General features: G+C 73.2%; 22 protein-coding genes. 9 read left to right on the top strand and 13 right to left on the bottom strand.

Annotation, left to right across the window (positions count from 1 at the left end; all coding sequences use genetic code 11):
* Nucleotide 1 precedes the first annotated feature (1 nt).
* The 10 genes from QP089_RS40935 to argF all read right to left on the bottom strand — a co-directional run bounded on the left by QP089_RS40935 (nt 2) and on the right by argF (nt 10,266).
* Complete coding sequence (locus QP089_RS40935; RefSeq protein ID WP_285919637.1) at nt 2–1,285, bottom strand: cysteine desulfurase; 1,284 nt, start codon at nt 1,283–1,285, stop codon at nt 2–4.
* Complete coding sequence (gene sufC / locus QP089_RS40930) at nt 1,282–2,049, bottom strand: Fe-S cluster assembly ATPase SufC (RefSeq protein ID WP_285919635.1); 768 nt, start codon at nt 2,047–2,049, stop codon at nt 1,282–1,284. Before sufC ends, QP089_RS40935 begins: the two co-directional genes overlap by 4 nt.
* A gap of 15 nt (nt 2,050–2,064) precedes the next feature.
* Entirely contained in the window at nt 2,065–2,382 is a 318-nt protein-coding gene (locus tag QP089_RS40925; RefSeq protein WP_285919633.1) for a bifunctional 3-phenylpropionate/cinnamic acid dioxygenase ferredoxin subunit, read from the bottom strand.
* A complete protein-coding gene (gene sufD / locus QP089_RS40920) occupies nt 2,379–3,521 on the bottom strand; it encodes a Fe-S cluster assembly protein SufD (protein WP_285919632.1) in 1,143 nt (380 codons plus the stop codon). Before sufD ends, QP089_RS40925 begins: the two co-directional genes overlap by 4 nt.
* Nucleotides 3,521–4,930 carry a Fe-S cluster assembly protein SufB gene (sufB, locus tag QP089_RS40915; RefSeq protein ID WP_285919630.1) on the bottom strand — a complete coding sequence of 470 codons (1,410 nt, stop codon included), beginning with the start codon at nt 4,928–4,930 and terminating at the stop codon, nt 3,521–3,523. The genes sufD and sufB overlap by 1 nt, the downstream gene beginning before the upstream one ends.
* Nucleotides 4,927–5,760 (bottom strand): helix-turn-helix transcriptional regulator, encoded by an 834-nt coding sequence (locus QP089_RS40910; RefSeq protein ID WP_446474132.1) that lies wholly within the window; start codon nt 5,758–5,760, stop codon nt 4,927–4,929. Before QP089_RS40910 ends, sufB begins: the two co-directional genes overlap by 4 nt.
* A gap of 102 nt (nt 5,761–5,862) precedes the next feature.
* Nucleotides 5,863–6,810 (bottom strand): universal stress protein, encoded by a 948-nt coding sequence (locus tag QP089_RS40905; RefSeq protein ID WP_285919628.1) that lies wholly within the window; start codon nt 6,808–6,810, stop codon nt 5,863–5,865.
* Nucleotides 6,807–8,282 (bottom strand): amino acid permease, encoded by a 1,476-nt coding sequence (locus QP089_RS40900; protein ID WP_285919626.1) that lies wholly within the window; start codon nt 8,280–8,282, stop codon nt 6,807–6,809. Before QP089_RS40900 ends, QP089_RS40905 begins: the two co-directional genes overlap by 4 nt.
* Nucleotides 8,279–9,214, bottom strand: coding sequence for a carbamate kinase (gene arcC, locus QP089_RS40895; protein ID WP_285919625.1), 936 nt, complete (start codon nt 9,212–9,214; stop codon nt 8,279–8,281). Before arcC ends, QP089_RS40900 begins: the two co-directional genes overlap by 4 nt.
* Before the next feature lie 50 nt (nt 9,215–9,264).
* The gene (gene argF / locus QP089_RS40890; protein WP_285919623.1) at nt 9,265–10,266 is read right to left on the bottom strand and encodes an ornithine carbamoyltransferase; all 1,002 of its coding nucleotides are present in this window, start codon (nt 10,264–10,266) and stop codon (nt 9,265–9,267) included.
* Between the two features lie 201 nt (nt 10,267–10,467).
* Between argF and QP089_RS40885 the strand changes: the two genes are divergently transcribed.
* The 5 genes from QP089_RS40885 (at nt 10,468) to polX (ending at nt 15,829) form a co-directional block, all read left to right on the top strand.
* Entirely contained in the window at nt 10,468–11,394 is a 927-nt protein-coding gene (locus QP089_RS40885; RefSeq protein WP_285919622.1) for an ABC transporter ATP-binding protein, read from the top strand.
* A complete protein-coding gene (locus QP089_RS40880; protein WP_285919621.1) occupies nt 11,391–12,170 on the top strand; it encodes an ABC transporter permease in 780 nt (259 codons plus the stop codon). Before QP089_RS40885 ends, QP089_RS40880 begins: the two co-directional genes overlap by 4 nt.
* A gap of 3 nt (nt 12,171–12,173) precedes the next feature.
* Nucleotides 12,174–13,109: an EamA family transporter gene (locus tag QP089_RS40875; protein ID WP_285919619.1), complete on the top strand. Its 936-nt coding sequence runs from the start codon at nt 12,174–12,176 to the stop codon at nt 13,107–13,109.
* A 61-nt stretch (nt 13,110–13,170) separates the two neighbouring features.
* Nucleotides 13,171–14,010, top strand: a complete 840-nt coding sequence (prcB, locus tag QP089_RS40870; protein ID WP_285919617.1) for a proteasome subunit beta — start codon at nt 13,171–13,173, stop codon at nt 14,008–14,010.
* A gap of 100 nt (nt 14,011–14,110) precedes the next feature.
* Complete coding sequence (gene polX / locus QP089_RS40865; protein ID WP_285919615.1) at nt 14,111–15,829, top strand: DNA polymerase/3'-5' exonuclease PolX; 1,719 nt, start codon at nt 14,111–14,113, stop codon at nt 15,827–15,829.
* 16 nt (nt 15,830–15,845) lie between these two features.
* Here the strand turns inward: polX and QP089_RS40860 are convergent, their stop codons facing one another.
* Genes QP089_RS40860 through QP089_RS40850 form a run of 3 tightly spaced genes read right to left on the bottom strand, consistent with a single transcriptional unit; the run spans nt 15,846 to nt 19,171 of the window.
* Complete coding sequence (locus tag QP089_RS40860; RefSeq protein ID WP_285919613.1) at nt 15,846–16,844, bottom strand: COX15/CtaA family protein; 999 nt, start codon at nt 16,842–16,844, stop codon at nt 15,846–15,848.
* A gap of 47 nt (nt 16,845–16,891) precedes the next feature.
* Entirely contained in the window at nt 16,892–18,115 is a 1,224-nt protein-coding gene (locus QP089_RS40855; protein WP_285919612.1) for a PrsW family intramembrane metalloprotease, read from the bottom strand.
* Nucleotides 18,116–18,175: 60 nt separating this feature from the next.
* Nucleotides 18,176–19,171 carry a heme o synthase gene (locus tag QP089_RS40850; protein ID WP_446474131.1) on the bottom strand — a complete coding sequence of 332 codons (996 nt, stop codon included), beginning with the start codon at nt 19,169–19,171 and terminating at the stop codon, nt 18,176–18,178.
* Nucleotides 19,172–19,780: 609 nt separating this feature from the next.
* Here QP089_RS40850 and tkt point away from each other — a divergent pair.
* From tkt to QP089_RS40830, 4 genes are all read left to right on the top strand, one after another.
* On the top strand, nt 19,781–21,907 hold the full coding sequence (tkt, locus tag QP089_RS40845) for a transketolase (protein WP_285919610.1): 2,127 nt from the start codon (nt 19,781–19,783) through the stop codon (nt 21,905–21,907).
* An 87-nt stretch (nt 21,908–21,994) separates the two neighbouring features.
* The gene (gene tal, locus QP089_RS40840) at nt 21,995–23,104 is read left to right on the top strand and encodes a transaldolase (protein WP_285919607.1); all 1,110 of its coding nucleotides are present in this window, start codon (nt 21,995–21,997) and stop codon (nt 23,102–23,104) included.
* Entirely contained in the window at nt 23,101–24,771 is a 1,671-nt protein-coding gene (locus tag QP089_RS40835) for a glucose-6-phosphate isomerase (protein WP_285919605.1), read from the top strand. The genes tal and QP089_RS40835 overlap by 4 nt, the downstream gene beginning before the upstream one ends.
* A 154-nt stretch (nt 24,772–24,925) precedes the next feature.
* Nucleotides 24,926–26,632: a phosphoheptose isomerase gene (locus tag QP089_RS40830; RefSeq protein WP_285919603.1), complete on the top strand. Its 1,707-nt coding sequence runs from the start codon at nt 24,926–24,928 to the stop codon at nt 26,630–26,632.
* Nucleotides 26,633–26,788: the final 156 nt, after the last annotated feature.

The raw sequence follows: 26,788 nt of genomic DNA, 5'->3' as shown, positions 1-26,788 counted from the left end.
GTCACGAGACGGTGCCGAAGAACTTCTGCGCCTGCCTGACCCCGTCGGCGAGCGCGTCGATGTCCGACAGCGTGTTGTAGAGGTAGAACGTCGCGCGGGTGGTGGCCGGGATGCCGAAGCGGCGGCAGATCGGCCACGCGCAGTGGTGCCCGACGCGCACCTCGACGCCGAGCTCGTCCAGCACCTGGCCGACGTCGTGCGGGTGGATGTCCTCGACCGTGAACGCCACCGCGCCGCCGCGCGCCTCGGTGGTGCCCGGGCCGATGATCCGGACGCCGGGGATCTCGCCGAGCCGCTCCAGCGAGTAGGCGACCAGCGCCTCCTCGTGGGCGTGCACGCGGTCCATGCCGATCTCGGCCAGGTAGTCGCAGGCCGCGCCGAGCCCGATCGCCTGCGCGGTCATCGGGACGCCGGCCTCGAACCGCTGCGGCGGCGGCATGAACGTGGTCGCCTCCATGTGCACGACCTCGATCATGGATCCGCCGGTGATGAACGGCGGCATCGCCTCCAGCAGCTCCGAGCGGCCCCACAGCACGCCGATGCCGGTCGGGCCGAGCATCTTGTGCCCGGAGAACGCCAGAAAATCAGCACCCAGCCGGGCGACGTCCACCGGCTGGTGCGGGACCGACTGCGCGCCGTCCAGCAGGACGAGCGCGCCGACGGCGTGCGCCCGCTCGGCGATCAGCTTGATCGGCGGGACCGTTCCGAGGACGTTCGACTGGTGCGTCAGCGCGACGATCTTCGTGCGCTCGTTGACCAGTTCGTCGAGGTCCTCCAGGTCGAGGCGGCCCTCGTCGGTGATGCCGAACCAGCGCAGGGTCGCGCCCGTCCGCTGGCACAGCTGCTGCCACGGGACGAGGTTGGCGTGGTGCTCCATCTCCGAGACCACGATCTCGTCGCCCGGGCCGACCCTGAACCGCTCGGCCTCGGGGCCCGCCGTGGCGGCGTTGCTCATCGCGTACGCCACCAGGTTGATGCCCTCGGTCGCGTTCTTGGTGAACACGATCTCGGCGGGCGTCGCGCCGATGAACCGGGCGATCGACGCGCGGGCGTTCTCGTACGCCTCGGTCGCCTCCTCGGCGAGCAGGTGCGCCCCGCGGTGCGGCGCCGCGTTGTGCCGCTCGTAGAAGGTGCGCTCGGCGTCCAGCACCCGCGTCGGCTTCTGCGACGTGGCACCGGAGTCGAGGTACACCAGCGGGCGCCCGCCGCGGACGGTGCGCTGCAGCAGCGGGAAGTCCTTCTTCAGCTCCTCGGGAAGCAGGGCCCCCTCGGCCAGAAGCGTCATAGGGCCGCCTCCGCCTTCACGTACTTCTCGTAGCCCTCGTTCTCGAGCTGGTCGGCCAGCTCGGGGCCGCCCTCGGCGACGACGCGGCCGGCGGCGAAGACGTGCACGAAGTCCGGCTTCACGTAGCGCAGGATGCGCGTGTAGTGCGTGATCAGCAGGACGCCGGTGCCGGGCGTCGCGGAGAACCGGTTGACGCCCTCGGAGACGACCTTCAGCGCGTCGACGTCCAGCCCGGAGTCGGTCTCGTCCAGCACCGCGATCTTCGGCTTGAGCATCTCCAGCTGGAGGATCTCGTGCCGCTTCTTCTCGCCGCCGGAGAAGCCCTCGTTCAGGCTGCGCTGCGCGAACGCCGGGTCGATGGACAGCTCGTCCATCGCCTTCTTCATCTCCTTGGCGAACTCGCGCAGCTTCGGCGCCTCGCCGCGCACCGCGGTGACCGCCGTGCGCAGGAAGTTCGACACCGACACGCCCGGCACCTCGACCGGGTACTGCATCGCCAGGAACAGGCCGGCGCGGGCGCGCTCGTCGACGGACATCGCGAGCACGTCCTCGCCGTCCAGCGACACCGAGCCGGACGTCACCTGGTACTTGGGGTGGCCGGCGACGGCGTAGGCGAGGGTGGACTTGCCGGAGCCGTTCGGCCCCATGAGCGCGTGGGTCTCGCCGGCCTTGACGGTCAGGTCGACCCCGCGCAGGATCTCCTTGGTCCCGTCGGAGCCGTCGGCGACGGAGACGTGGAGGTCGCGGATCTCAAGCGTGGCCATGGTGGTTGTCGTTCCTCAATCGTCGGAGCCGAGCGAGACGTAGACGTCGCCGTCCTCGACCTTGACCTTGTAGGTGGCGACCGGCTGGGTGGCCGGCGGGTTGGTGGGCTTGCCGGTGCGCAGGTCGAAGCAGGACCCGTGCAGCCAGCACTCGATGGTGCCGTTGTAGATCTCGCCCTCGGACAGCGACACCTCGGCGTGCGAGCAGATGTCGTTGACGGCGTAGACCTCGCCGCCGGTGCGGGCAAGCGCGACCGGCGTGTCGCCGATCTCGACGCCGAGCGCCCCGTCCTCGGGGATCTCCTCCAGCGCGCACACCCTGAGGAAGCTCATCGCCCCTCCGCGCGCACGTCCAGTTCGGCCTCGATCGCCTCGGTGACCTTCGCGCGCACCTCGGGGACCTCGATCCGCTCGACCAGCTGGCCGAGGAACCCGCGGACCACCATGCGGCGCGCCTCGTCGAAGGTGATGCCGCGCGCCTGCAGGTAGAACAGGTGCTCGTCGTCGAGCCGCCCGGACGCCGAGGCGTGCCCGGCGCCGGCGACCTCGCCGGTGAGGATCTCCAGGTTCGGCACCGAGTCGACCCGCGTCCCGTCGGTCAGGACGAGGTTGCGGTTCAGCTCGTAGGTGTCGGTGCCCTCGGCCTCCGCGCGGATGATCACGTCGCCGATCCAGACGGCGTGCGCGTCCTGGTCCTGCAGCGCGCCGCGGTAGTCGACGCGGCTGCGGCAGTTCGGCACGGCGTGGTCGACCAGGAGGCGGTGCTCCAGGTGCTGGCCGCCGTCGACGAAGTACACCCCGTACAGCTCGGCGTCGCCGCCGGGCCCGTCGTAGGCGACCGACGGGGAGATCCGCACGAGGTCGCCGCCGAGCGAGATGTTGTGCGAGACGAACCGGGCGTCCCGGCCGAGCCTGGCGTGCTGGTGCGAGACGTGCACGCTGTCGTCCGCCCAGTCCTGCAGGCTGATCACCGAGAGGCGCGCGCCGTCGCCGACGACGAACTCGACGTTGTCGGCGTAGGTGGCCGAGCCGCGGTGCGCGAGCACCACGGTCGCCTGGGCGAACGGCTCCAGGATCACGGTGGTGTGCCCGTAGGCGGCGGCCGAGGCGTCCTCGCCGCGCAGCCGGATCACGGTCGGCGCAGAGGCGACGGCCTCCTTCGGCACGGTGACCACGGTCGCCTGCGCGAACGACGTCCACGCCTGGGCGCTGACCCGGTCGGCGGGCGTGTAGGCCCTGCCGAGCCGGGCGTCGTCGCGGCCGACGGTCTCGACGGTCACCTCGGGCGCCGCCTCGACCTCGGCGATGACCTTGCCGTCGGCCTCGGCGGTGCCGTTGTGCAGGCCGCGCAGCCGGCGCAGCGGGGTGAACCGCCACTCCTCCTCGCGGCCGGTGGGCACGTCGAAGTCGCCCACCTCGTACGAAGCCTTCTCGTGCAGGGTCGAGAGCGGCTTGCCGGTCTCCAGCCCCATCAGCCGACGGCCCCTTCCATCTGCAGCTCGATCAGGCGGTTCAGCTCGAGCGCGTACTCCATCGGCAGCTCGCGCGCGATGGGCTCGACGAACCCGCGCACGATCATCGCCATCGCCTCGTCCTCGGTCATGCCGCGGCTCATGAGGTAGAACAGCTGGTCCTCCGACACCTTGGAGACGGTGGCCTCGTGGCCCATCTCCACGTCGTCCTCGCGGACGTCGACGTAGGGGTAGGTGTCGGACCGGCTGATCTGGTCGACCAGCAGCGCGTCGCACTTGACCGTGGACTTGCTGTGCTCGGCGCCCTCCTGGATCTGCACCAGCCCGCGGTAGGAGGTGCGGCCGCCGCCGCGCGCCACCGACTTGGAGACGATGCTGCTGGAGGTGTTCGGCGCGGCGTGCACCATCTTGGCGCCGGCGTCCTGGTGCTGGTCCTCGCCGGCGAACGCGATCGACAGCGTCTCGCCCTTGGCGTGCTCGCCGAGCAGGTAGATCGCCGGGTACTTCATGGTGACCTTGGAGCCGATGTTGCCGTCGACCCACTCCATGGTGGCGCCCTCGTAGGCGACGGCGCGCTTGGTCACCAGGTTGTAGACGTTGTTCGACCAGTTCTGGATGGTCGTGTAGCGGACGCGGGCGTCCTTCTTCACGACGATCTCGACGACGGCCGAGTGCAGCGAGTCCGACTTGTAGATCGGCGCGGTGCAGCCCTCGACGTAGTGGACGTAGGAGCCCTCGTCGGCGATGATCAGCGTCCGCTCGAACTGGCCCATGTTCTCGGTGTTGATCCGGAAGTACGCCTGCAGCGGGATCTCGACGTGCACGCCCGGCGGGACGTAGATGAACGAGCCGCCCGACCACACGGCGGTGTTGAGCGCGGCGAACTTGTTGTCGCCGACCGGGATCACCGAGCCGAAGTACTCCTGGAAGATCTCCGGGTGCTCGCGCAGGCCGGTGTCGGTGTCGACGAAGATGACGCCCTTCTCCTCAAGGTCCTCGCGGATCTTGTGGTAGACGACCTCCGACTCGTACTGGGCGGCGACGCCGGCGATGAGGCGCTGCTTCTCCGCCTCGGGGATGCCGAGCTTGTCGTAGGTGTTCTTGATGTCCTCGGGGAGCTCCTCCCAGGACGCCGCCTGCTTCTCGGTGGAGCGGACGAAGTACTTGATGTTCTCGAAGTCGATCGCCGACAGGTCCGAGCCCCAGGTGGGCATCGGCTTCTTGTCGAACAGCCGCAGCCCCTTGAGGCGCAGGTCGAGCATCCAGTCCGGCTCGTTCTTCTTGCCCGAGATGTCGCGGACGACGTCCTCGTTCAGGCCGCGCCGCGCCGAGGCTCCGGCCGCGTCGGAGTCGGCCCAGCCGAACTTGTACCTGTCGAGCCCTTCCAGCTCGGGGTGGGCTGTAGTCATAGGGACGTCCTCCCGGACTCCTCGTCACTGGTCAGTGTCTGTTCGGGGGACCGCTCCCCCGCGTCCCCGCCAGGGGCGACGCTCGCGGCGGGACCGTCCGCCGCCTCCGTTCCGCACAGGGAACGGGGGCTGACGTGGGTGGTGCAGATCCCGTCGCCGTGGGCGATGGTGGCCAGCCGCTGGACGGGGGTGCCCAGCAGCCGGCTGAACGCCTCGGTCTCGGCCTCGCACAGCTGCGGGAACTCCGCCGCCACGTGCGCGACCGGGCAGTGGTGCTGGCACAGCTGCTCGCCGCCGCCCGGCTGGGGCGCCTTTCCGGCGGCGGCCGCGTAGCCGTCGCCCGACAGCGCCTCGGCGAGCGTGCGGACCCGCTGCTGGGGCGGCGCGTCCTGCACGACGGGCCGGTAGCGCCGCTCGAGGTCGGCGATCTGCCGGCGGGCGAACTCGGCGACCGCGTGGTCGCCGGCCGTCTCGGCCAGGAACCGCAGCGCGCTGCTCGCCAGGTCGTCGTAGGCGTGCACGAACGCGCTGCGCCCCGCGTCGGTGATCGCGAACCACTTGGCGGGACGGCCCCGGCCGCGCCGGGTCTGCGGGACCCGGGCCTTGCGGACCTCGATCATGCCCTCGGCCAGCAGCGCGTCCAGGTGCCGGCGGATCGCGGCGGGCGTGAGGCCCATGCGCTCGCCGAGCGTGGACGCGGTGACCGGGCCGTGCTCGAGGATCAGCCTCGCCACCCGGGCGCGGGTGTCGCGCTCGGTGTGCGACGCGGCCGACGGCACGCCGGAAGGGCGCACGGGTGCGCTCTCCGGGGTCGCCTGATCCTCGCTCACGTATTTCACAACATCAGTGTGCCGTAATTACTTCCCGCGAAACACCGGAACGCGGATGTCGTGGCTCACGCAGGTTAGCCTTACCTAACCTTTACGTTCTCGCTAGGCGAAAGCGCCCGCGGCCCCCTGCGGGAGGACCAGGACCGGGCACGCCGCGGCCCGGACGATCTTGCCGGAGCCCTCGCCGAGGAAGACCTTGCGCAGCGGGCCGTCATGGCTGGAAAGGCAGGCCAGCAGCTCACCCGGAAGCATATCGACCGACGCGAGCGCCTTGGCGATTCCCGTGCCGGTCACGGCCTCGGTGCGGACCGCGGTCTCCTCGCCCGCGGCCTCGCCGAGCCGTCCGGCGGCGTGCGCCAGGTCCTCCTCGGCCCGGGCCACTTGCCGCGCCATGGCGTCGTCGGCATTGCGCAACCGGGCGGCCAGCCCCGGCGGCCTCAGGACGAGCGTGACCAGCCGTATCGGCAGCGCCAGCGTGCGGGCCGTCCGCGCCGCCGCCTGCAGCGGGCCGTCCACATCCGGCCGCCGCCAGTACGCCACGGTGAGCCGCTCGAACTGGTCGGGGGCATGCGCCGCGTATCCGCGCGGCGCCAGCAGCACCGGCACCGGCGACCCGTGCAGCAGCTGGTCGGCGGTGCTGCCGATGGCGACGCGCCCCCGCCGGCCGCGCGGCGCCGAGCCGATCACGATCAGGTCGGCGTCCGTCTCGGCCGCCACCTCGATCAGCCCGCGCCCGCTCCCCCGGTGCGCGTGCACCCGCAGGTCCGCCTGCCGCGCCGGCACGTTCAGCTCCGCCAGCCGCCCGGCGGCCCGTTCCAGCGCCTCGCGCGCCCTCTCCTTCAGGTAGCCGACCCATTCGGCGTCGACCGAGCCGGGGCCGCGCGCGGGCCACGCCGGCGGACGCACGTTCGCCACGGTCAGCCGGACGTCCGCGACCGTCCGCGGCGCCTTCACCGCCCGCAGCACCAGCGCCGCCAAGGCCAGCGCGTCGTCGCCGCGCTCGTCCGGGCAGTAGCCGGCGAGCACCCGCAGTCGCGGTGCGTCGCTCATCGCGGCTCCTTTCCGGGGACGCCGGACGGCTCGGCCGCCAGGCGCGAGTGGCGTCGCCCGTACAGGAAGTAGGCCAGCAACCCGGCCGCGGTCCACAGCGCGAACACCACCCAGGTCACCCCGCCCAGCCCGATCATGAGGTACACGCACAGCGCGATGCCGATCAGCGGGGTCACCGGGTAGACCGGCGTCCGGAAGCTGCGCGGCAGCTCGGGCCTGGTCCGGCGCAGCACGATGACGCCCACGCTGACCAGCGCGAACGCGAAGAGCGTGCCGATGCTCGTGGCGTCCACCAGCCGGCCGAGCGGGACGGCCGCGGCCAGGACGGCGATGAACGCCGCGACGATGACGGTGTTGGCGACCGGCACCGCGCGGCGCGGGCTGACCCGCTGGAACACCGGCGGGACGAGGCCGTCGCGCGACATCGCGAACAGGATGCGGGTCTGGCCGTACATGACGGTGAGGACGACGCTGGCGATGGCGACCACCGCGCCGAGCGAGAGGACCATCGACGGCCAGGCCCGCCCGGTCGCCTGGTCCAGCACCAGGGCCAGGGACGCCTCCGAGCCGCTCAGCGAGAACCGGGTCCAGTGCATCGCGCCGACCGCGGCCAGCCCGACCAGCACGTACACCGCCGTCACGATCGCCAGCGACAGGACGATCGCCAGGGGCAGGTCGCGGCGCGGATTGCGGGCCTCCTCGCCCGCGGTGGAGGCGGCGTCGAAGCCGATGTAGGAGAAGAACACCTTGGATCCGGCGGCGCTGATGCCCGCCCATCCCATCGGCGCGAACGGGGTGAGGTTCCCCGAGCGGAACGCGGTGAAGGCGACCGCGGAGAAGAACAGCAGCACCGCGATCTTCAGGAAGACCATGACCGTGTTGGCGCGGGCGCTCTCGGACGTGCCGCGCAGCAGCAGCAGCGCCGCGATCACCACCACGATCACGGCCGGGACGTTGAGCAGCCCGCCGTCCCCCGGCGGGTTGCTGACCGCGGCCGGCATCGTGCCGACGCCCGCCTTGTCGAAGAACTCGTTGAGGTAGGAGCCCCAGCCGACCGCGACCGCCGACACCGAGACCGCATACTCCAGCAGCAGGCACCACCCGCACACCCACGCCACCAGCTCGCCCAGCGTGGCGTAGGCGTAGGAGTAGGACGAACCCGACACCGGGATCGTCCCGGCCAGCTCGGCGTAGGACAGCGCGGAGAACAGCGCCGTCACCGCGGCGAGCACGAACGACAGCACCACCGCCGGGCCCGCCTTCGGCACCGCCTCCCCGAGCACGACGAAGATCCCGGTGCCGAGGGTCGCGCCCACGCTGAACAGGGTCAGCTGCAGCAGGCTCATCGAGCGCTTCAGCTCGCCGCCCTCGCCGTGCCCGCCCTCGGCGACGATCCGGTCGACGGGCTTGGTCCGCAGCAGCGTCCGCGCGAACGTCTCCGGGCCCCCGGTCGCGGCCCGCCCCCGGGTCACAGCGTGCTCTCCAGCGGCCAGGTCGCGTTCGGCGTCACGATGGTGCCGGCGGCCCCGGCGAGGATCTCGACGCACCGGTCGAGCAGCCCGATCGCGGCCATGTCGCCGGTGCGCTCCACGAACCCGGTGACCGCGGCGACCTTCGGGCCCATCGACCCCGCGGGGAACTCCACGCCGCGCAGCTCGTGCGGGGTGGTGTGGGTGATCGGCTCCTGCCGGTCCGTGCCGTAGTGGCGCATGACGTTCGGGACGTCGGTGAGGATCAGCAGCGCGTCCGCGTCGAGCGTCTCGGCCAGCACGGACGCGGTGAGGTCCTTGTCGATCACCGCCTCGACGCCCTCCAGCCGGCCGACGTCGTTGCGGAACACCGGAATGCCGCCGCCGCCCGCGCAGACCACGACCGTCCCGGCCCGCACCAGCTCCCTGATCAGCCGGGTCTCGATCACCCGCTGCGGCCTCGGCGAGGGCACCACGCGGCGCCAGCCCTCGCCGTCGCGCCGGACGGTCCAGCCGTACTCGGCGGCGAGCCGCTCGGCCTCCGCGCGCTCGTAGACCTGCCCGACGAACTTGGTCGGGTCCCGGAACGCCGGGTCCACCGCCGACACCAGCGTCTGGTTGATCATCGCCATCACCTGGCGGCCGGGCAGCGCGTTCTGCAGCGCCTGCAGCATCCAGTACCCGATCATGCCCTGGGTCTCGGCGCCCAGGGTGTCCAGCGGGTACGGCCGGGTCAGCCGGTCGTCGCGCTCGCTCTCCAGCGCCAGCACCCCGACCTGCGGGCCGTTGCCGTGCGTGACGATCAGCTCGTGCCGCTCGGCGAGCGGCGCGAGCGCCCGGACGGCCCGGTCCACGTTCGCCCGCTGCAGCGCGGCGTCGGGCGTGTCGCCCCGCTTGACCAGCGCGTTCCCTCCGAGCGCGACGACGACGCGCATGTCCCCCCTCCCCGCGGGCGCGCCGGCCGGCGCGCCCGGCGGCGCCCGGCTCAGCCGAGCGTCGCGACCATCACGGCCTTGATCGTGTGCATCCGGTTCTCGGCCTCGTCGAACACGATCGAGGCGTCCGACTCGAACACCTCCTCGGTGACCTCCAGGGCCTCCAGCCCCGTCCTGCGGTAGATCTCCTCGCCGACCTCGGTCTCCCGGTTGTGGAAGGCGGGCAGGCAGTGCATGAACCGCGCGCCGGGATTGCCGGTCGCCCGCATCACCTCGGTGTTCACCTGGTACGGCTCGAGCAGCGCGATCCGCTCGTCCCAGACCTCCGCCGGCTCGCCCATCGACACCCACACGTCGGTGAGGACGAAGTCGGCGCCGCGCACGCCCTGCGCGACGTCCTCGGTGATGGTGATCTCGGCGCCGGTCCCGGCCGCGACGGCGTTGGCAGGCTTGACGACGCTCTCCTCGTCCGGCCACAGCGTCCTGGGCGCGACGATCCGGACGTCCATGCCGAGCAGCGCCCCCGCCGCCACGTAGGAATGGCCCATATTGTTGCGGGCGTCGCCGAGGTAGGCGTACGTCACGTCGCGCAGCGGCTTGTCGCTGTGCTCGCGCATGGTGAGCATGTCGGCGAGCATCTGCGTCGGATGCCACTCGTCGGTCAGGCCGTTCCACACCGGGACGCCCGCGTGCTCGGCCAGCTCCTCCACGTGCCGCTGCCGCGACCCCCGGTACTGGATGCCGTCGAACATCCGGCCGAGCACGCGGGCGGTGTCCTTCATCGACTCCTTGTGGCCGATCTGGGAGCCGGCCGGGTCGAGATAGGTCACGTGGGCGCCCTGGTCGTGGGCGGCCACCTCGAACGCGCAGCGCGTCCGGGTCGAGGTCTTCTCGAAGATCAGCGCGATGTTGCGGCCCTCCAGGCGGCGCCGCTCCGTCCCGGCGTACCGGGCGGCCTTCAGCTCGGCGGACAGGTCGATCAGGAAGCCGAACTCCTTCGGGGTGAGGTCCAGCTCGCGGATGAGGCTGCGCCCGCGCAGGTTGTAGGCCATCGGTCCCCGGTCTCCCGTTCGGCATGCCGTGCAGGCCACCGGCCCGGCCCGGTGACAGCCGAGAGCTTCCCTGCGCCCCGGCGGGCGAAACTAGATCCACTCCGGCACCCGCCGCCCGCCGGCGCCCTTTACCCCTCCTTCACCGGCGCGGCGGCGGCACCCCGCGCGGACGCACCGGACGGCGGACCTAAACTCATTGCCATGACAACCCCCGGAGGCGGCGCCGTCGAGCTGGACGCGCTCGTCAAGCGCTATGGCACGGCGACGGCCGTGGACGGCCTGTCGTTCGCCGCGGCCCGGGGCGCCGTCACCGCGCTGCTCGGACCGAACGGCGCGGGCAAGACCACCACGATCGAGATCTGCGAGGGCTTCCAGCGCGCCGACGCGGGCACCGTCCGCGTCCTCGGCCTGGACCCGGTCGCCGACGCGCGGGCCCTCAAGCCGCGGGTCGGGGTGATGCCGCAGTCGGGCGGGGTGCCCGGCACCGCGAAGGCCGCCGAGTTCCTGCGGCTGGTCGCCTCGTTCCACGCCACCCCGCTCGACCCGGCGGCGCTGCTGGAGCGGCTCGGCCTGACCGAGCACGCCCGCACCCCGTTCCGGCGGATGTCGGGCGGGCAGCAGCAGCGGCTGTCGCTCGCGGTGGCCGTGGTCGGACGGCCCGAGCTGGTGTTCCTGGACGAGCCCACCACCGGCCTCGACCCGCAGGCGCGGCACGCCACCTGGGAGCTGATCGAGGAGCTGCGCGCCGCCGGGGTGTCGGTCGTGCTCACCACGCACAACATGGACGAGGCCGAGCGACTCGCCGACCGGGTCGTGATCGTCGACCACGGCAAGGTCGTCGCCGAGGGCAGCCCGCAGGAGCTGACCGGCGCCGAGCGGCAGTTGCGCTTCCGCGCCCGTCCCGGCCTCGGCCTGGAGGAGCTGCTGTCGGCGCTGCCGGCCGGCAGCGCCGCCAAGGAGTCGCCCGCCGGGCACTACCTGATCGAGGCCGACGTCCGGCCGGAGCTGCTGGCCACCGTCACCGCCTGGTGCGCCTCGCACGGCGTGCTGACCGAGGACCTGCGGATCGAGCGCCGCACGCTGGAGGACGTCTTCCTCGAACTGACCGGACGGGAGCTGCGCTCATGACCGCCACTCCGGCCGCGCTGGACCTGACGCCCGCGCCGGGCGCCGTCCCGCTGCCGCGGATGATCCTGTCGCAGGCCAGCTACGAGTTCCGGGCCGTGGTCCGCAACGGCGAGCAGCTGCTGCTCACCCTGATCATCCCGGTGGTGCTGCTGACGCTGTTCAGCACCACCTCGCTGCTGGACCTCGGGTCCGGCCGCCGGGTCGACTTCCTCGCCCCCGGCATCCTCGCGCTGGCGGTGATGTCCACCGCGTTCACCGGGCAGGCGATCGGCACCGGCTTCGAGCGCCGCTACGGCGTGCTCAAGCGGCTCGGCGCCACGCCGCTGCCGCGCGGCGGCCTCATCGCCGCCAAGACCCTGTCGGTGATCGCGGTCGAGATCCTGCAGGCGGTCGTGGTGTGCGCGGTCGCGCTGGCGCTCGGCTGGCACCCGCACGGCGACCCCGTCTCGGTGATCGTCCTGCTGCTGCTCGGGACGGCCGCGTTCAGCGGGTTCGGGCTGCTGATGGCCGGGACGCTGCGCGCCGAGGCCACCCTCGCCGCCGCCAACCTGGTGTACATCCTGCTGCTGGCGGTCGGCGGCGTGGTGTTCCCCCTGGACGAGTTCCCCGGCGCCGTCCGGGACGTGCTGGAGCTGCTGCCGATCTCGGCGCTCGCGGACGGGCTGCGCCAGGTGCTGCAGCACGGCGCGGCGTTCCCCGGCAAGCCGCTGCTGGTCCTCGCGGTGTGGGCGGCCGCAGGCCTCGCCCTCGCCGCCCGTTTCTTCCGCTGGGAGTGATCGTTGGCACTCGCCGAGGCCCCCGGGTCCTACGGGGCGGCGGGCCGTGCCGCCCGCCGCGTCCGCACGCTGTCGCTCGGGTCGGTGCCGCCGCCCGCCATGATCCTGCTCGGCATCGTGTCGGTGCAGGTCGGGGCGGGGCTGGCCAAGCACCTGTTCGAGCGGCTGCCGCCGACGTCGGTGGTGTCGATCCGGCTGCTGACCTCGGCGCTGGTGCTGGGATTCCTCGCCCGCAAGGCGCTGCGGACCGTCCTGCGCGACCACTCCTGGAACAGCCTGGCGGTCGTCGCGGGGTACGGGGTCGCGCTGGCGGGCATGAACTTCGCGTTCTACCAGGCGCTGTCGCGCATCCCGCTCGGCGTGGCGGTGACCATCGAGTTCCTCGGGCCGCTGTCGGTCGCCATCGCCGGCTCCCGCCGCCCCCGGGACCTGCTGTGGGTCGCGCTGGCGGGCGCGGGCGTGGTGATGCTCGCCCGCGGCGGCGGTGACGTCGGCCTCGCCGGCATCCTGTTCGCGCTGCTGGCCGCGGTCGGCTGGGCGTCCTACATCCTGCTGACCGCCGCCACCGGGCGGCGGATCCCCGGCACCACCGGCCTGGCGCTCGCCAGCATCATCGGGACGCTGGTCATGCTGCCGGGCGGCATCGCGACCGGCGGCGGCGCCGTGTTCGACCCGTGGCTGCTGCTGATCGGGCTCGGGGTGGGCCTGCTGTCGTCGGTCATCCCCTACTCGCTGGAGCTGGAGGCGCTGCGGCGGGTGCCCGCCCGCGTGTTCGGCATCCTGATGAGCCTGGAGCCCGCCGTCGCCGCGCTGGTGGGCGTGGTCGTGCTCGGCGAGATCCTCACCGGGCGCCAGTGGGCCGCCATCGGCTGCGTCATCGTGGCCTGCGCGGGCGCCACCCGCGGGCAGAAGGAACCGCCGCAGGCACCGGAGGCGTGACCGGCGTGGCAGGATCGGTGGAAGGATGATCGCAGCACCGTCGCCGTGGAGGGGAGCCGCCGTGAACGGCCGGACCGATGACCAGGGAGTGCCGCCGGAGTTCTTCGAGGCGGGAACGGCCTCGTTCGTCGACCTCCTGCGCCGGCACTCGCCCGACCTGCTGCCGGTCAACAGGGTGCCGGGCGCCGGGACGGTCCCGGAGCTGCCGCACGGCACCACCGTGCTGGCGCTGACGTTCCCGGGCGGGGTGATGATGGCCGGGGACCGCCGAGCCACCCAGGGCAACCGCATCGCCAACCGCGAGCTGGACAAGGTCCAGCGGGCCGACGAGTACTCCGCCGTGGCGTTCGCCGGGACGGTAGGGCTCGCGCTGGAGATGGTCCGGCTGTTCCAGGTCGAGCTGGAGCACTACGAGAAGATGGAGACGGTCCCGCTGTCGCTGCCGGGCAAGGCCCGCCGGCTCGGCGCCGTCATCCAGGCCAACCTCGCCCAGGCCATGCAGGGGCTCGCGGTCGTCCCGCTGTTCGCCGGGTACGACCCCGACTCCGGTGACGCGCGGATCTACACCTACGACATCACCGGCGCCCCGCAGCTCGCCCGCGACTACCATGCCGACGGCTCCGGCTCCCCCTATGCGCTGGGCGCCATGAAGAAGCTGTACCGGCGCGACCTGTCGCTGGAGGACGCCGCGACGGTTTGCGTGCAGGCCCTGTACGACGCCGCCGAGGACGACTCGGCCACCGGCGGCCCCGACCCGACCCGGCGCATCTACCCGACGATCGCGGCCGTGACCGCGGACGGCTACCGGCGGCTGCCCGAGGAGCAGGTCGCCGCGATCTCCGCCGAGGTGCTGGAGGCCCGGATGCAGGCCCCGGACGGCCCGGTCGCGCCGCTGCGCTGACACGGCCCGCCGCGCCGACACGGCCCGCCGCGCTGACACGGCCCGCCGCGGGACCGGCCGACCTCCGGGAACGTCGTACCCGGCTCATAGACTCGGCCGTATGGCACGCGCGAACGACGAGGCCGCCGCCCTCATCCAGGAGCTGGCCGACCTGCTCTCCATCACCGGCGGCGACGCCTTCAAGATCCGGGCGTACGAGAAGGCCGCGCGGGCGATCGCGGGCCATCCCGACGACATCTCCGGGCTCGACCTGGCCGGGCTGCGCAAGATCCCCACGGTCGGCGACGCGATCGCCAAGAAGGTGCTCGACTACAACACCACCGGGACGATCCGGCAGGTGGAGGAGCTGCGCACGCAGATCCCGGCCGGTGTCCGGGCGCTGACCGCGATCCCGACGCTCGGCCCGAAGAAGGCCCTGGCGGTCTACGAGGAGCTCGGCATCTCGTCGGTGGACGAGCTCGCCACCGCCATCCAGGAGGGCCGTCTGCGCGGCCTGAAGGGCTTCGGCGCCAAGACCGAGGAGAACATCCTGCGCGGCATCGAGCTGATGCGCAGCTCGGGCGAGCGGGTCCTGGTCGACGCGGCGGCGAGCGTCGCCGACGAGATCGTCGCGGCGCTGTCGGCGCTCCCCCAGGTCGAGCGGTGCATGCACGCCGGGTCGCTGCGCCGGATGCGCGAGACGATCGGCGACGTCGACGTGCTCGCCGCCTCCACCGACCCGCACCCGATCATGGAAGCGTTCACCGCGCTGCCGCTGGTCGCCGAGGTGATCGTCGGCGGCGACAAGAAGACCTCGATCCGCACCGACCGCGGCCTGCAGGTCGACCTGCGCGTCGTCCCGCCGGAGTCGTGGGGCGCGGCGCTGCAGTACTTCACCGGCTCGCAGGCGCACAACATCCGCACCCGGGAGATCGCGGTGAAGGCGGGCCTGAAGCTGTCGGAGTACGGCCTCTTCGACGCCGACTCCGGCGACCTGGTCGTGTCCAGCACCGAGGAGGAGGTCTACGAGCGGCTCGGCCTGCCGTGGATCCATCCCGCCCTGCGCGAGGACACCGGGGAGATCGAGGCGGCGCTGAAGGACGACCTGCCGCGCCTGGTCACCGTCGAGGACCTGCGCGGCGACCTGCACAGCCACACCGACCTCACCGACGGCATCGCCTCGCTGGAGGACATGGTCGCCGCCGCCGCGGACCGCGGCCTGGAGTACTACGCGATCACCGACCACGCGCCGAATCTGTTCATGCAGCGGATGACGGACGAGAAAATGCTCGCCCAGCGCGAGCGGGTCCGCGAGCTGCAGAAGGAGTACCCCGGCCTGACGCTGCTGCACGGCACCGAGCTGAACATCGACCCGGACGGCGAGGTCGACTGGGACGCCGAATTCCTGGCCGGGTTCGACATCTGCGTCGCGTCCGTCCACTCGCACTTCACCCAGGACGAGGCGGCCATGACGCGGCGGCTCGTCCGCGCCTGCGAGAACCCGCACGTCCACGTCATCGGGCATCCGACGGCGCGCAGCATCGGCCGCCGCCCGCCGGTGAACGCCGACTGGGACGAGGTGTTCCGCGCCGCCGCGCGCACCGGCACGGCGATGGAGATCGACTCCTTCCCCGACCGGCTCGACCTGCCCGCCGACCTGGTCCGGCGCGCCAAGCGGTTCGGGGTGCGGTTCTCCGTGGACACCGACGCGCACTCGCTCGGGCACCACCGCAACATCCGCTACGGCGTCGGCACCGCGCAGCGCGGCTGGCTCACCCCCGACGACGTCGTCAACGCCTGGCCGCTGGAGCGCCTGCGCGAGTTCCTCGGCAAGGCCTGAGCCGTCCCGGAGCCGGTCAGGCGGGCTGCGGGGCCTCGGCGGGACGCGCGGGCACCGCACGCGGCCGGGCGGCCGGCATGGAGCCGCGGTCGCGCAGCGCGAAGAACAGCCGGAACGCCGCGATCCACATCAGCACCGCGCCGAGCATGTGCAGCAGCACCAGCCCGGCCGGGACGCCGAGGAAGTACTGGGCGTAGCCGACGGCGCCCTGCGCGACGATCAGCGCGATCAGCTCCAGCGCGCGGCGCTTGGCCGCCGCCGGGCCGCCGGTGCGGTAGAGCGCGATGGCCATCGCGACGGTGAACGCGATCATGACCCAGGCGAGCTCGCCGTGGATGCGCGCCACGTCCTGGATGTCGAAGCCGTAGCGGCGGGACGAGGCGTCGCCGGCGTGCGGTCCGGTGCCGGTGACGACGGTGCCCGCGACGAGCACGGCCGCGGCGGCGACCAGCAGCACGGCGCCGAGGCGGCGCGTCCAGGGGCCGACGAGGGGCCGGGCGGGGGCGTCGCCCTCGCCCGCGCGCACCCACAGCGCCACGCAGAACACCAGCAGCGCCGGCGAGACGAGGAAGTGCGCCGACACCGCCGCCGGGTTCAGGTCGGTGAGCACCACGATGCCGCCGATGACGGCCTGCGCGACGACGCTCATCGGCTGGGCGAGCGACCACCAGACCAGGTCGCGGCGGCGCGGGACGAGCCGCAGCGCGGCGACGAAGACCAGCACGCCGATGGCCAGCACCACGAAGGTGATCAGCCGGTTGCCGAACTCGACCGCCATGTTGAACGTGTGGTGCTCGGGATTGCGGGTGGGCACGAGGCTGTCGCCCGAGCAGCGCGGCCATTCCGGGCAGCCGAGCCCCGACTCGGTGAGCCGGACGAGGCCGCCGCTGACCACGATCACCACGTTGCCGATGACGCCGAGCAGGGCGAGCAGCCGCAGCGACCCCGGAGTGGGGTGCCACACGGCGTCCCGGGCACGGATCAGCGGGTTCGTCGACGACATTCGCTCAGCCACGCGTCAATCGTATGGCCGCCCTCCGGTGCCCCCGACGCACCCCCCGGTTACCGCGCGTACGGGCCGGGCGGGGGCGGCGGCAGGAAGCCGGACGGCCCCTGCGGCGCCCAGGGCGGCGCTCCGGCCGCGGGCCCGCCGGGGCGCGGCGGGGTGCGCAGGAACGCCTGCCGGGCCAGCGACATCAGTTCCAGCAGCGAGTCGCGGCGGGCGGCGAACCAGTGCGGCTCGGCGTTGCCGCGCTCGGCGCGCTTGTGCAGCAGCGCAAGCTCCGTCGCGGCGAGCTGGTAGTCGACCATGGCACGGCTAGCAGGCGGGCCGCCGACGGACTTGGCCCACCGGCGGGCCGCCCGCCGGGACGGGATGGACCGCAGCATCCGCACGTCCTGCGGGGTGACGAGGCCGGTGCCGCCGTACATCGGCAGGTAGCTCTCGATGCGCCGGACGGTGTGCCGGCGCTCGACCGAGACGATGACGATCAGCGTGACCAGGACGCCGAAGTCGAGGAGGTAGACCACGCCGAGGCCGCCTAGGCCGAAGGTGGTGGCGCCGTTCCACAGCCCGTGCAGGATCATCGCGCCGAGCAGCCCGGCGGCGGGCGCGAGGAGCTGCCCGCGGCGGTGGGTGGCGGCGTAGGCGACGCCGAGCCCGGTCATCGAGGTGAACAGCGGATGGCTGAACGGCGCGATCAGGCCGCGCAGGATGAACACCGCCTGCAGCTGCTGGGCGCCGCCGTCCTCGAAGGCCCGCATGTAGTAGGTGATGTTCTCCATCATCGCGAAGCCGAGGCCGACCATGGCGGCGTAGATGATGCCGTCGGCGAAGCCGTCGATCTCGTTGCGGCGGTACCACAGCATGCCGATCAGCACGGAGCCCTTCAGCGACTCCTCGATCACCGGGGCGCCGAACGTCGCGCTGACGAAGTGCCCCTTGGTCTCGCCGAAGATCGGGACGGTGACGTACAGCAGGCCGAGCGTGTTGAGCACCAGCGCGCCGAACACCGCCACTCCGGCGCCCCACATGAACGCGAACAGCAGGGCGCGCGGCGGCTCGGGCTCGAGCCGGTCCAGGGTGAGGGCGAGCGCCACCAGCGCCGGGATCGGCAGGATTGCCAGGACCACGCCGACCCAGAACCCTGCGCCGCCCGACAGCACGTCGGCGGCGAGCGCCAGCACCACGCACAGGGACGAGACGGTCAGCCCGACGATGAGGCCGACCGGGGGCCGGCCCGGGATCCGGCCTTCCAGCACCGCCTTGGGGTCCACACGCGCCATGACGTGAGCGTAACGGGTCGGTGCAGGTCCCCGCCCCGCCCCGACGCCCGGAGGGGCGGGTCAGTGCAGGAGCGGGTCCACGGCGACGGCGGTGAACAGCAGCGCCAGGTAGACGTTCGACAGGTGGAAGAAGCGCATCGGCCGCAGGTGGACGCCCGTCACACCGGCGCGGACGGCCCGCAGCAGCCGGTGCCCCTCGCCGACGAAGACCAGGCCGAGGACGACGGCGACCGCCCCGTACACCGGGCCCATCCCGGCGACGGGCCACAGCGCGAGCGAGCACGCCACGGTGGCGTAGGCGTAGACCAGGCTCTCGGTGATGACGCGGCGCTCGGTCGCGACGACGGGCAGCATCGGCACCTTGGCGACCGCGTAGTCCTCGCGGTAGCGCATGGCGAGGGTCCAGGTGTGCGGCGGCGTCCACAGGAAAACCACGCCGAACAGCACGAAAGGCGTCCAGGCCAGGCCGTTGGTGATCGCCGTCCAGCCGATGAGCACCGGCATGCAGCCGGCGATGCCGCCCCACACGACGTTCTGCGAGGTGCGGCGCTTGAGCAGCAGCGAGTAGACGAAGACGTAGAACAGGATCGCGAACAGCGACCCGGCGGCCGACAGCGGGTTGACGGTGAAGAAGAACCCGGCGGTCGACACCACCGCCAGCGTGATCCCGAACACCAGCGCGCGGGCCGGGGTGACCTGCGCGCGGGCCAGCGGGCGGCGCCGGGTGCGGCGCATCTTGACGTCGATGTCGCGGTCGATGTAGCAGTTGATCGCGTTCGCGGCGCCGGCCGACATGGCGCCGAACGAGAAGGTCAGCAGCACCGTGGCCAGCGGCGGGACGCCGCGCTGGGCGAGGAACATCACCGGGATCGTGGTGATCAAGAGCAGCTCGATCACGCGCGGCTTGGTGAGCGCCACGTAGGCGCGCACGCTGGCGCCGACCGTCCGGCGGGCCTCGGCCACCGGCTCCGGCGCGGCGGGCGCCCCCGGCCCCGCCCCGTCGAGCGGCACCGGCTCGTCGAGCTCGACCCCGCGCTTGTTACTGAGCACCGTCACAATCGGGTCCACGTCCAACTAGGCATGAAGAAATCGCGTACCACCTCGGCGGCGCCCCCGCGATCCGGGCCGGCCTTGGTCGAGTGCAACTTCGGCTTGGTGATCCTGCTTGGTCTGGCAACGGCGGCCGCCGTCGCCGGCCGCGCAATCACTGTAGTGCGACCCCTCCCGGGGGCGTGCACCGGGGCACCGGACGCGCCGGTCCCAGTGCCGGGCGCCGTGCCGGGCGCCCTTCCGGCGGCCGTCCGGGCGGGCGGGGGCGGAGCGCCGGTCCCCCCTCGCTATCACCCGTGCGGGGGGTTAGTCGGCGAGCCGATCGGGCAAGGGTGCAGGAAGCGGCGCGGACCTGGCGCGGGCGGCGGCGCCCCTTCGGCGTGTTCTCGCCCTCGCCTGCGGCGGCCCGCCCGCGCGATAGGCTCGCCGAGGGCGCGGCATGATCTTCGCGAGGCCACGGACGAGGTGGCCGCAAGGGGGCCCGAGGGGAAGACGGACGGTGCCGCCGGACGTTGCGGCACAGGGGGCCGACGGCACGGGCGCCGGTCATGCCGCGCGGCGGCACATCGCCCATGAACTCTGTACGACAGCGGTTCGAGAGGAGCCTGGCGTTCCGTGAGCAGGGACAGCAGCACGTTTGAATGGTCCGACCTGGACCGGCGGGCGGTGGACGTCATCCGCGCCCTCGCCATGGACGCGGTCGAGGAGGCGGGCTCCGGCCACCCCGGTACGGCCATGAGCCTCGCGCCCGCCGCCTACCTTCTTTTCCAGCGGTTCCTTCGGCACGACCCGACGGACCCCGACTGGGCCGGCCGGGACAGGTTCGTCCTGTCCTGCGGGCACTCCAGCCTGACCCTCTACATCCAGCTCTATCTTTCCGGCTACCCGCTGACGCTGGACGACCTGAAGTCGCTGCGCAAGTGGGGCAGCCTCACCCCGGGCCACCCCGAGCACGGGCACACCGCGGGCGTGGAGACCACCACCGGGCCGCTGGGGCAGGGCATCGCCAACGCGGTCGGGATGGCGATGGCGGCCCGCCGCGAGCGCGGCCTCTTCGACCCCGACGCACCCGCGGGCGAGTCCCCCTTCGACCACACCATCTGGGCGTTCGCGTCCGACGGCGACATCGAGGAGGGCATCAGCCACGAGGCGAGCGCTCTCGCGGCGCACCAGCGGCTCGGCAACCTGGTCCTGCTGTACGACGACAACCACATCTCGATCGAGGACGACACCGCGATCGCCTTGTCGGAGGACGTGCGGGCCCGCTACGAGGCCTATGGCTGGGACGTCCACCACGTCGACTGGACCGTGAACGGCGACTACGAGGAGAACGTGGCCGCGCTGGCGGCGGCGTTCGAGGCGGCCAAGGCCGAGACGGCCCGCCCGTCGTTCATCGCGCTGCGCACGATCATCGGCTGGCCGGCGCCGAACAAGAAGAACACCGGCAAGGCCCACGGCTCCGCGCTGGGCGCCGAGGAGATCGCCGCGACCAAGCGGATCCTCGGACTGGACCCGGCCGAGTCGTTCATCGTCCCCGACGACGTGCTGGCGCACGCCCGCGAGGTCTCCGACCGGGGCCGCGCGCTGCGCGCGGAGTGGGACGAGGCGTTCCAGGAGTGGCGGTCGGCGAACCCCGAGCGCGCCGCCGAGTACGACCGGATCAGCGGCCGGCACCTGCCCGCGGGCTGGGAGGGCAAGCTGCCGGAGTTCCCGGCGGGCAAGGACGTGGCGACCCGCGCCGCGTCCGGCGAGGTGCTGGGCGCGCTGGCGCCGGTGCTGCCCGAGCTGTGGGGCGGGTCGGCCGACCTGGCCGAGAGCAACAACACCACGATGAAGGGCGAGCCGTCCTTCATCCCCGAGGAGTTCCAGACCAAGGAGTTCCCCGGCGGCCGGTACGGCCGGACGCTGCACTTCGGCGTCCGCGAGCACGCGATGGGCGCGATCTGCAACGGCATCGCGCTGCACGGCGGGACGCGCCCGTACGGCGGCACCTTCCTGATCTTCAGCGACTACATGCGGCCGGCGGTCCGGCTGGCGGCGCTGATGAAGCTGCCGGTCACCTACGTGTGGACGCACGACTCGATCGGGCTCGGCGAGGACGGCCCGACGCACCAGCCGGTCGAGCACCTGTGGGCGCTGCGCGCGATCCCGGGCCTGGACGTGGTGCGCCCGGCGGACGCCAACGAGACCGCGGTCGCGTGGCGGACCGTCCTGGAGCACACCGACCGGCCGGCGGGCCTGGCGCTGACCCGGCAGAAGCTGCCGACGCTGGAGCGCGGCGGCGAGATCGCCTCCGCCGAGGGCGTCGCCAAGGGCGGCTACGTGCTGGCCGACGCCGAGGGCGGGCAGCCCGAGGTGATCCTGATCGCTACGGGCAGCGAGGTGCAGCTGGCGCTGGAGGCCCGCGAGACGCTGCAGGCGCAGGGCACCCCGACCCGGGTGGTGTCGATGCCGTGCGTGGAGTGGTTCGAGGCGCAGACCGACGCCTACCGGCAGCAGGTCCTGCCGCCCGGCGTGCGGGCGCGGGTGTCGGTGGAGGCCGGCATCGCGCTCGGCTGGCGCGGCTACGTCGGCGACGCCGGCGAGTCGGTGTCGCTGGAGCACTTCGGCGCGTCCGCCGACTACAAGACGCTGTTCGAGCAGTTCGGCATCACCGCCGAGCGGGTCGTCGCGGCGGCGAAGGCCAGCCTGATCCGGGCCGGCGTCAAGGAGGCCGGGCGCGGCAGCACCACCGGCAACTAGGCCCCGGCGGGTCCCCGGTCCGCCCCCGGCGGGCCGGGGACCGGCGCGGCCGATCCCCCCGCGGAACTCGACGACGAGGAGAAAGCGATGAGTGACATCCTGAAGGCGCTCTCGGACGAGGGCGTGTCGATCTGGCTGGACGACATCAGCCGGGAGCGGCTGCGCAGCGGGAACCTGGAGGGGCTGGTCAAGGACCGGCACGTCGTCGGCGTCACCTCCAACCCGACGATCTTCGCCAAGGCGCTGAGCAAGGGCGACGCTTACGACGACCAGGTCCGCGACCTGGCGGTGCGGGGCGTGGACGTCGAGGAGGCGTCCCGCGCGATCACCACCTACGACATCCGCTGGGGCTGCGACGTGCTGCGGCCGGTCTACGACCGCACCGACGGCCTGGACGGCCGGGTGTCGATCGAGGTCGACCCGCGGCTGGCCAAGGACACCGAGAAGACGGTCGCCGAGGCCAAGGCGCTGTGGTGGATGGTGGACCGGCCCAACCTGTTCATCAAGATCCCGGCGACCGAGGAGGGCCTGCCCGCGATCGCGGCGACGCTGGCCGAGGGCATCAGCGTGAACGTGACGCTGATCTTCTCGCTGGAGCGCTACGGCAAGGTCATCGACGCGTTCTTCGAGGGCCTGGAGCGGGCCCGCGCGAACGGCCACGACCTGTCGAAGATCGCCTCGGTGGCCTCGTTCTTCGTCAGCCGGGTCGACACCGAGATCGACAAGCGGCTCGACAAGATCGGCTCCGAGGACGCCAAGAAGCTGCGCTCCAAGGCGGGCGTGGCGAACGCGCGGCTGGCGTACGCGCTGTACGAGGAGAAGTTCGGCACCGACCGGTGGAAGGCGCTGAAGGACGCGGGCGGCCGTCCGCAGCGCCCGCTGTGGGCCTCGACCGGCGTGAAAGACCCGAACCTCGTCGACACCCTGTACGTGGACGAGCTCGTCGCGCCCGGCACCGTCAACACCATGCCCGAGGCGACGCTGGACGCGGTGGCCGACCACGGGAAGCTGCGCGGCGACACCGTCCGCGGCGCCTACGACGACGCCCGCGCGCACATGGCGGCGCTCAGGGACGCCGGCGTCGACTACGACGACGTCGTGCGGGTCCTGGAGGAGGAGGGCGTCGAGAAGTTCGAGGCGTCCTGGAAGGAGCTGCTCGGCTCCATCGACGGCGAGCTGAAGGACAAGAGCGCGTGACGTCGGTGGTGACCGCCGGGGGGATCTCGGTCACCATCCGCGGCGCCGTCGTCGACGAGAGCGAGACGGTCCTGGACCGTCTCGCCTCCGACGGCGTGCCGAGCTCGCTGGCGTCCCGCAACGCCAAGCTGTGGGGTCCGGACGCGGCGCCGCTGGCCGCCCGCCGGCTCGGCTGGCTCGGCCTGCCGGAGACGTCCCGCGCGCTGCCGGCCCGGCTCGCCGGGCCGGCGGAGCAGTTCCGCGACGCCGGCCTGGACCGGATCGTCGTCGCGGGCGCGGGCGGTTCCGCGATCGCCGCGGAGGCGATCCACCGGACGGCGGCGCGCAGCGGGCCGGAGGCCGAGCTCGTCGTCCTCGACACCACCGATCCCCACGAGGTGTCGGGCGTGCTCGCGGGCGACCTCGGCCGGACGCTGGTGGTGGTCGTGGGCGACGACGTCGAGGCGCAGGCGCTGCGCCGCGTCTTCGGGCGGGCGTTCTCCGAGGCGGGGCTGGACCGCGCGGAGCTGGCCCGCCGGTTCGTCGTCGTGGCCGGGCCCGGATCGGCGCCCGAGCGCGCCGCCCGGGAGGTCGGCCACCACTTCGTGGAGTCCGAGACCGACCTCGACGGCCGGTACGGGGCGCTCGGCGCGGGCGCGCTGGTGCCCGCCGCGCTCGCGGGCGTGGACGTCCTCGCCCTGCTGGACGAGGCGAACCGGCTGGCGGAGGTGCTGCGGCAGCCCTACGACAACCCGGCGCTGGCGTTCGGCGCCGCGCTCGGCTCGTCGGCGCTCGGCGGCCGCGACAAGCTCGTCGTCGCCGACCACGGCTCCGGCCTGCACGGCTTCGCCGGCTGGGCGGAGCAGCTGGTGGCGGGCGCGCTCGGCAAGGACGGCCGGGGGCTGCTGCCGGTCGTGGTGGAGGGCGTGGACTCCCCCGGGTTCGAGCTGACCGGCGACCTGCGCCGGGTGATCCTCGGCCGCCGCCCGGACGAGCCAGGGCCGGGCCGCGAGGCGGGGGTGAGCGTGGCGGGCCCGCTCGGCGCGCAGTTCCTGCTGTGGCAGTACGCGACGACGGTCGCCGCCCGGGTGATGGGCGTCGACCCGTTCGCCGAGCCGGACGTCCGCCAGTCCGAGGACAGCACGGCGGCGCTGCTGCGCTCGGAGGAGGGCGCCGCCCCGACGGTGGTGCGCCGCCCGCCCGCGCTGGTGTCGGACGCGGTCGAGGTGCACGCGCCCGAGGAGGCGCTGCACGGGGCGAAGACGCTGACCGAGGCGCTGGAGGCGGTGCTGGAGGACGTCGCGGACGGCGGCTACCTCGCCGTCCTGGCCTACCTCGACCGCTCCGGGGACGCGGCGGCCGCGGGACTGCGCCCGCTGCTGGCCGCGCGGGGCGCCGAGCTGCGCAGGCATCCGGCGCCGGTCACCTTCGGCTGGGGTCCGCGGTACCTGCACGCGACCGGCCAGTACCACAAGGGCGGGCCGCGCAACGGCACGTTCCTGCTGGTCACGGGTGCCGTCACGCCGGACGTCGCGGTGCCCGGGCGGCCTTACACGCTCGGCGAGCTGCAGCTGGCGCAGGCGTTCGGCGACCAGCGGGTGCTGCGCTCGCTCGGCCGTCCGGCGTTCCGGCTGCACCTGCGCGACCGCGCCGAGGGCCTGGCCCAGCTGGCCGAAGCCCTCGCCTGAGGCGGAGCCGGAAGGCGACGGCCGGGCGAGGGCTCGCCGGGGGCGCGGGGGCGCCCCCGCGCAAGCGCTGACCGGCGTCCGGTTCGGCAACGGAACGCAGAAGATCGATGGAGATGGTCGCGGATGCCCTTTCTCTCCTGAAACGATGGGGGGCGTGTCCGGATTCGACGTACTGACGCGCGGCGACGTGCTCGACTCGGCGCTGCAGGCGAGGGACTACCTCGTCGGCTGCGGCGTCCCGGGCGCGCTGGCCGCGAAGGACCCGCGGCTGTGGGGGCGGCGCGCGGTCGACCACAGCAGGCTGGGCTGGCTCGACCTGCCGTTCGCCTCCCGCGGGCTGCTGCGGCAGATCGACGGGCTGGTCGCCGAGGCGCGCTACTCCGGCCTCGACCACATCGTGCTGATCGGCGTGGGCGCGGAGAGCCTCGCCGCGCAGGCGATCATGGAGGCGCACGCGCCCGCGATGGCCGGCGGGGGCGGCGTTCCGGGCGCGCCCGCCGACCCGAACGCCGGCCCGGCGGGCGGGCTGACCGTGCTGGACGGCAGCGACACCGCCGCGCTGGCGTTCGCGCTGGAGCGGCTGGACCGGACGCTGGTCGTGCTGGCCAGCAAGGCGGGCGTGTCGCTGGAGGGCGACGCCTACCGGCGGATCTTCGCGGGCGCGTTCCGCGAGCGGGGCCTGTCGGAGCGGGAGATCGCGGGCCGGTTCCTGGTGATCACCGACCACGGCAGCCCGCTGCACGACTTCGCCCGCCAGTGCGGCTACCGGATCGGGCTCACCGACCCGTACCTGCCGGGGCACTTCGGCGCGCTGTCGGCGTACGGGCTGGTCCCGGCGGTGCTGGCGGGCGCGGACGCGGAGCGGCTGCTGGAGGAGGCGGCGTCGCTGGCGCCGTCGCTGGCCAAGGACGAGGACAACCCGGGGCTGCTGCTCGGCGCGGTCCTCGGCGGCTGCGCCCAGCAGGGGCCGGGCGGCATCACCCGCGACAAGGTGGTGCTGCGCGAGCCCGGCGGCTCCGGAGCGCTGAGCGCCTGGGTCTCCCAGCTGCTGGCGGTCGGCACCGGCAAGCGCGGCCGGGGCGTGCTGGTGCTCGAGCCGCCGGGCGGCAAGGGTGGCTTCCCCGACCTGCACGGGATCGCGATCAATCCGCGGTCGGCGGCGCAGGAGGAGGCCGACACCTCGGTGTGGGCGCCGCTCGGCGCGCAGTTCCTGCTCTGGGAGTACGCGACGGCGGTGGCCGGGTGGCTGCTCGGCGTGAACCCGTTCGAGCCGGGCGGCACGGCGGTGCAGGAGGCCGAGGACGACGCGGCGACGCTGCTGCGCTCGGCCGGCGGCGGGCCGCTGCCCGCGGGGCGGCCGGTGTACGTCGAGGACGACATCGAGGTGCACGCCGACTTCGCGTGGCCGTCGGGCGCCGATCTCGGGACGGTGCTGGGCGGGCTGATCGCCTCGGTGCCCGCCGACGGCTACCTGGCGGTGCTGACGTACCTGTCGGGCGACTTCTCGGGCCGCTACCTGGCGCCGTCGCTGTCGCGCGCCGCGGGACGCCCGGTCGTGTACGGGCCGGGTCCCGCCTACCCGCACGCCACCGGGCCGATCCACAAGGAGGGGGCCGGCAACGGCGCGTTCCTGGTGATCACGGGCGATCCGGCGCCGGGCGACGCGCTGGCGGCGCATCCGGTGCCGGGACGGCCGTACGGCCTGGCGAAGCTCCAGCTGGCGCGGGCGCTCGGGGAGGTCCGGGCGCTGCGGCAGCGGCGGCTGCCGGTGGTTCGCCTGCATCTGCGCAACCCGGTGGAGGGCGCGGGCCGGCTGATCGAGGCGGTGCGCGCGGTGGCGGGATCCGGGCCACGGCCGTGACCATGGTTCGATCGTGATCATCATCACCGTCCCGGCGCCGCCCGCCGGGACGGATTCACGATGAAACCGCGTTTTCGGGGAAGCGGCTCTTCAGGAAGGCGACACTGTCATTACACGGGGTCGATGCACACAGGATGCGTGGTCTGATCGGATGCG

The sequence above is a fragment of the Actinomadura opuntiae genome (assembly GCF_030283205.1).
Lineage (GTDB): Bacteria > Actinomycetota > Actinomycetes > Streptosporangiales > Streptosporangiaceae > Spirillospora.
Note: the sequence above shows the minus strand (reverse complement) of the source record. Positions and strands in the feature narration are given on the sequence as shown.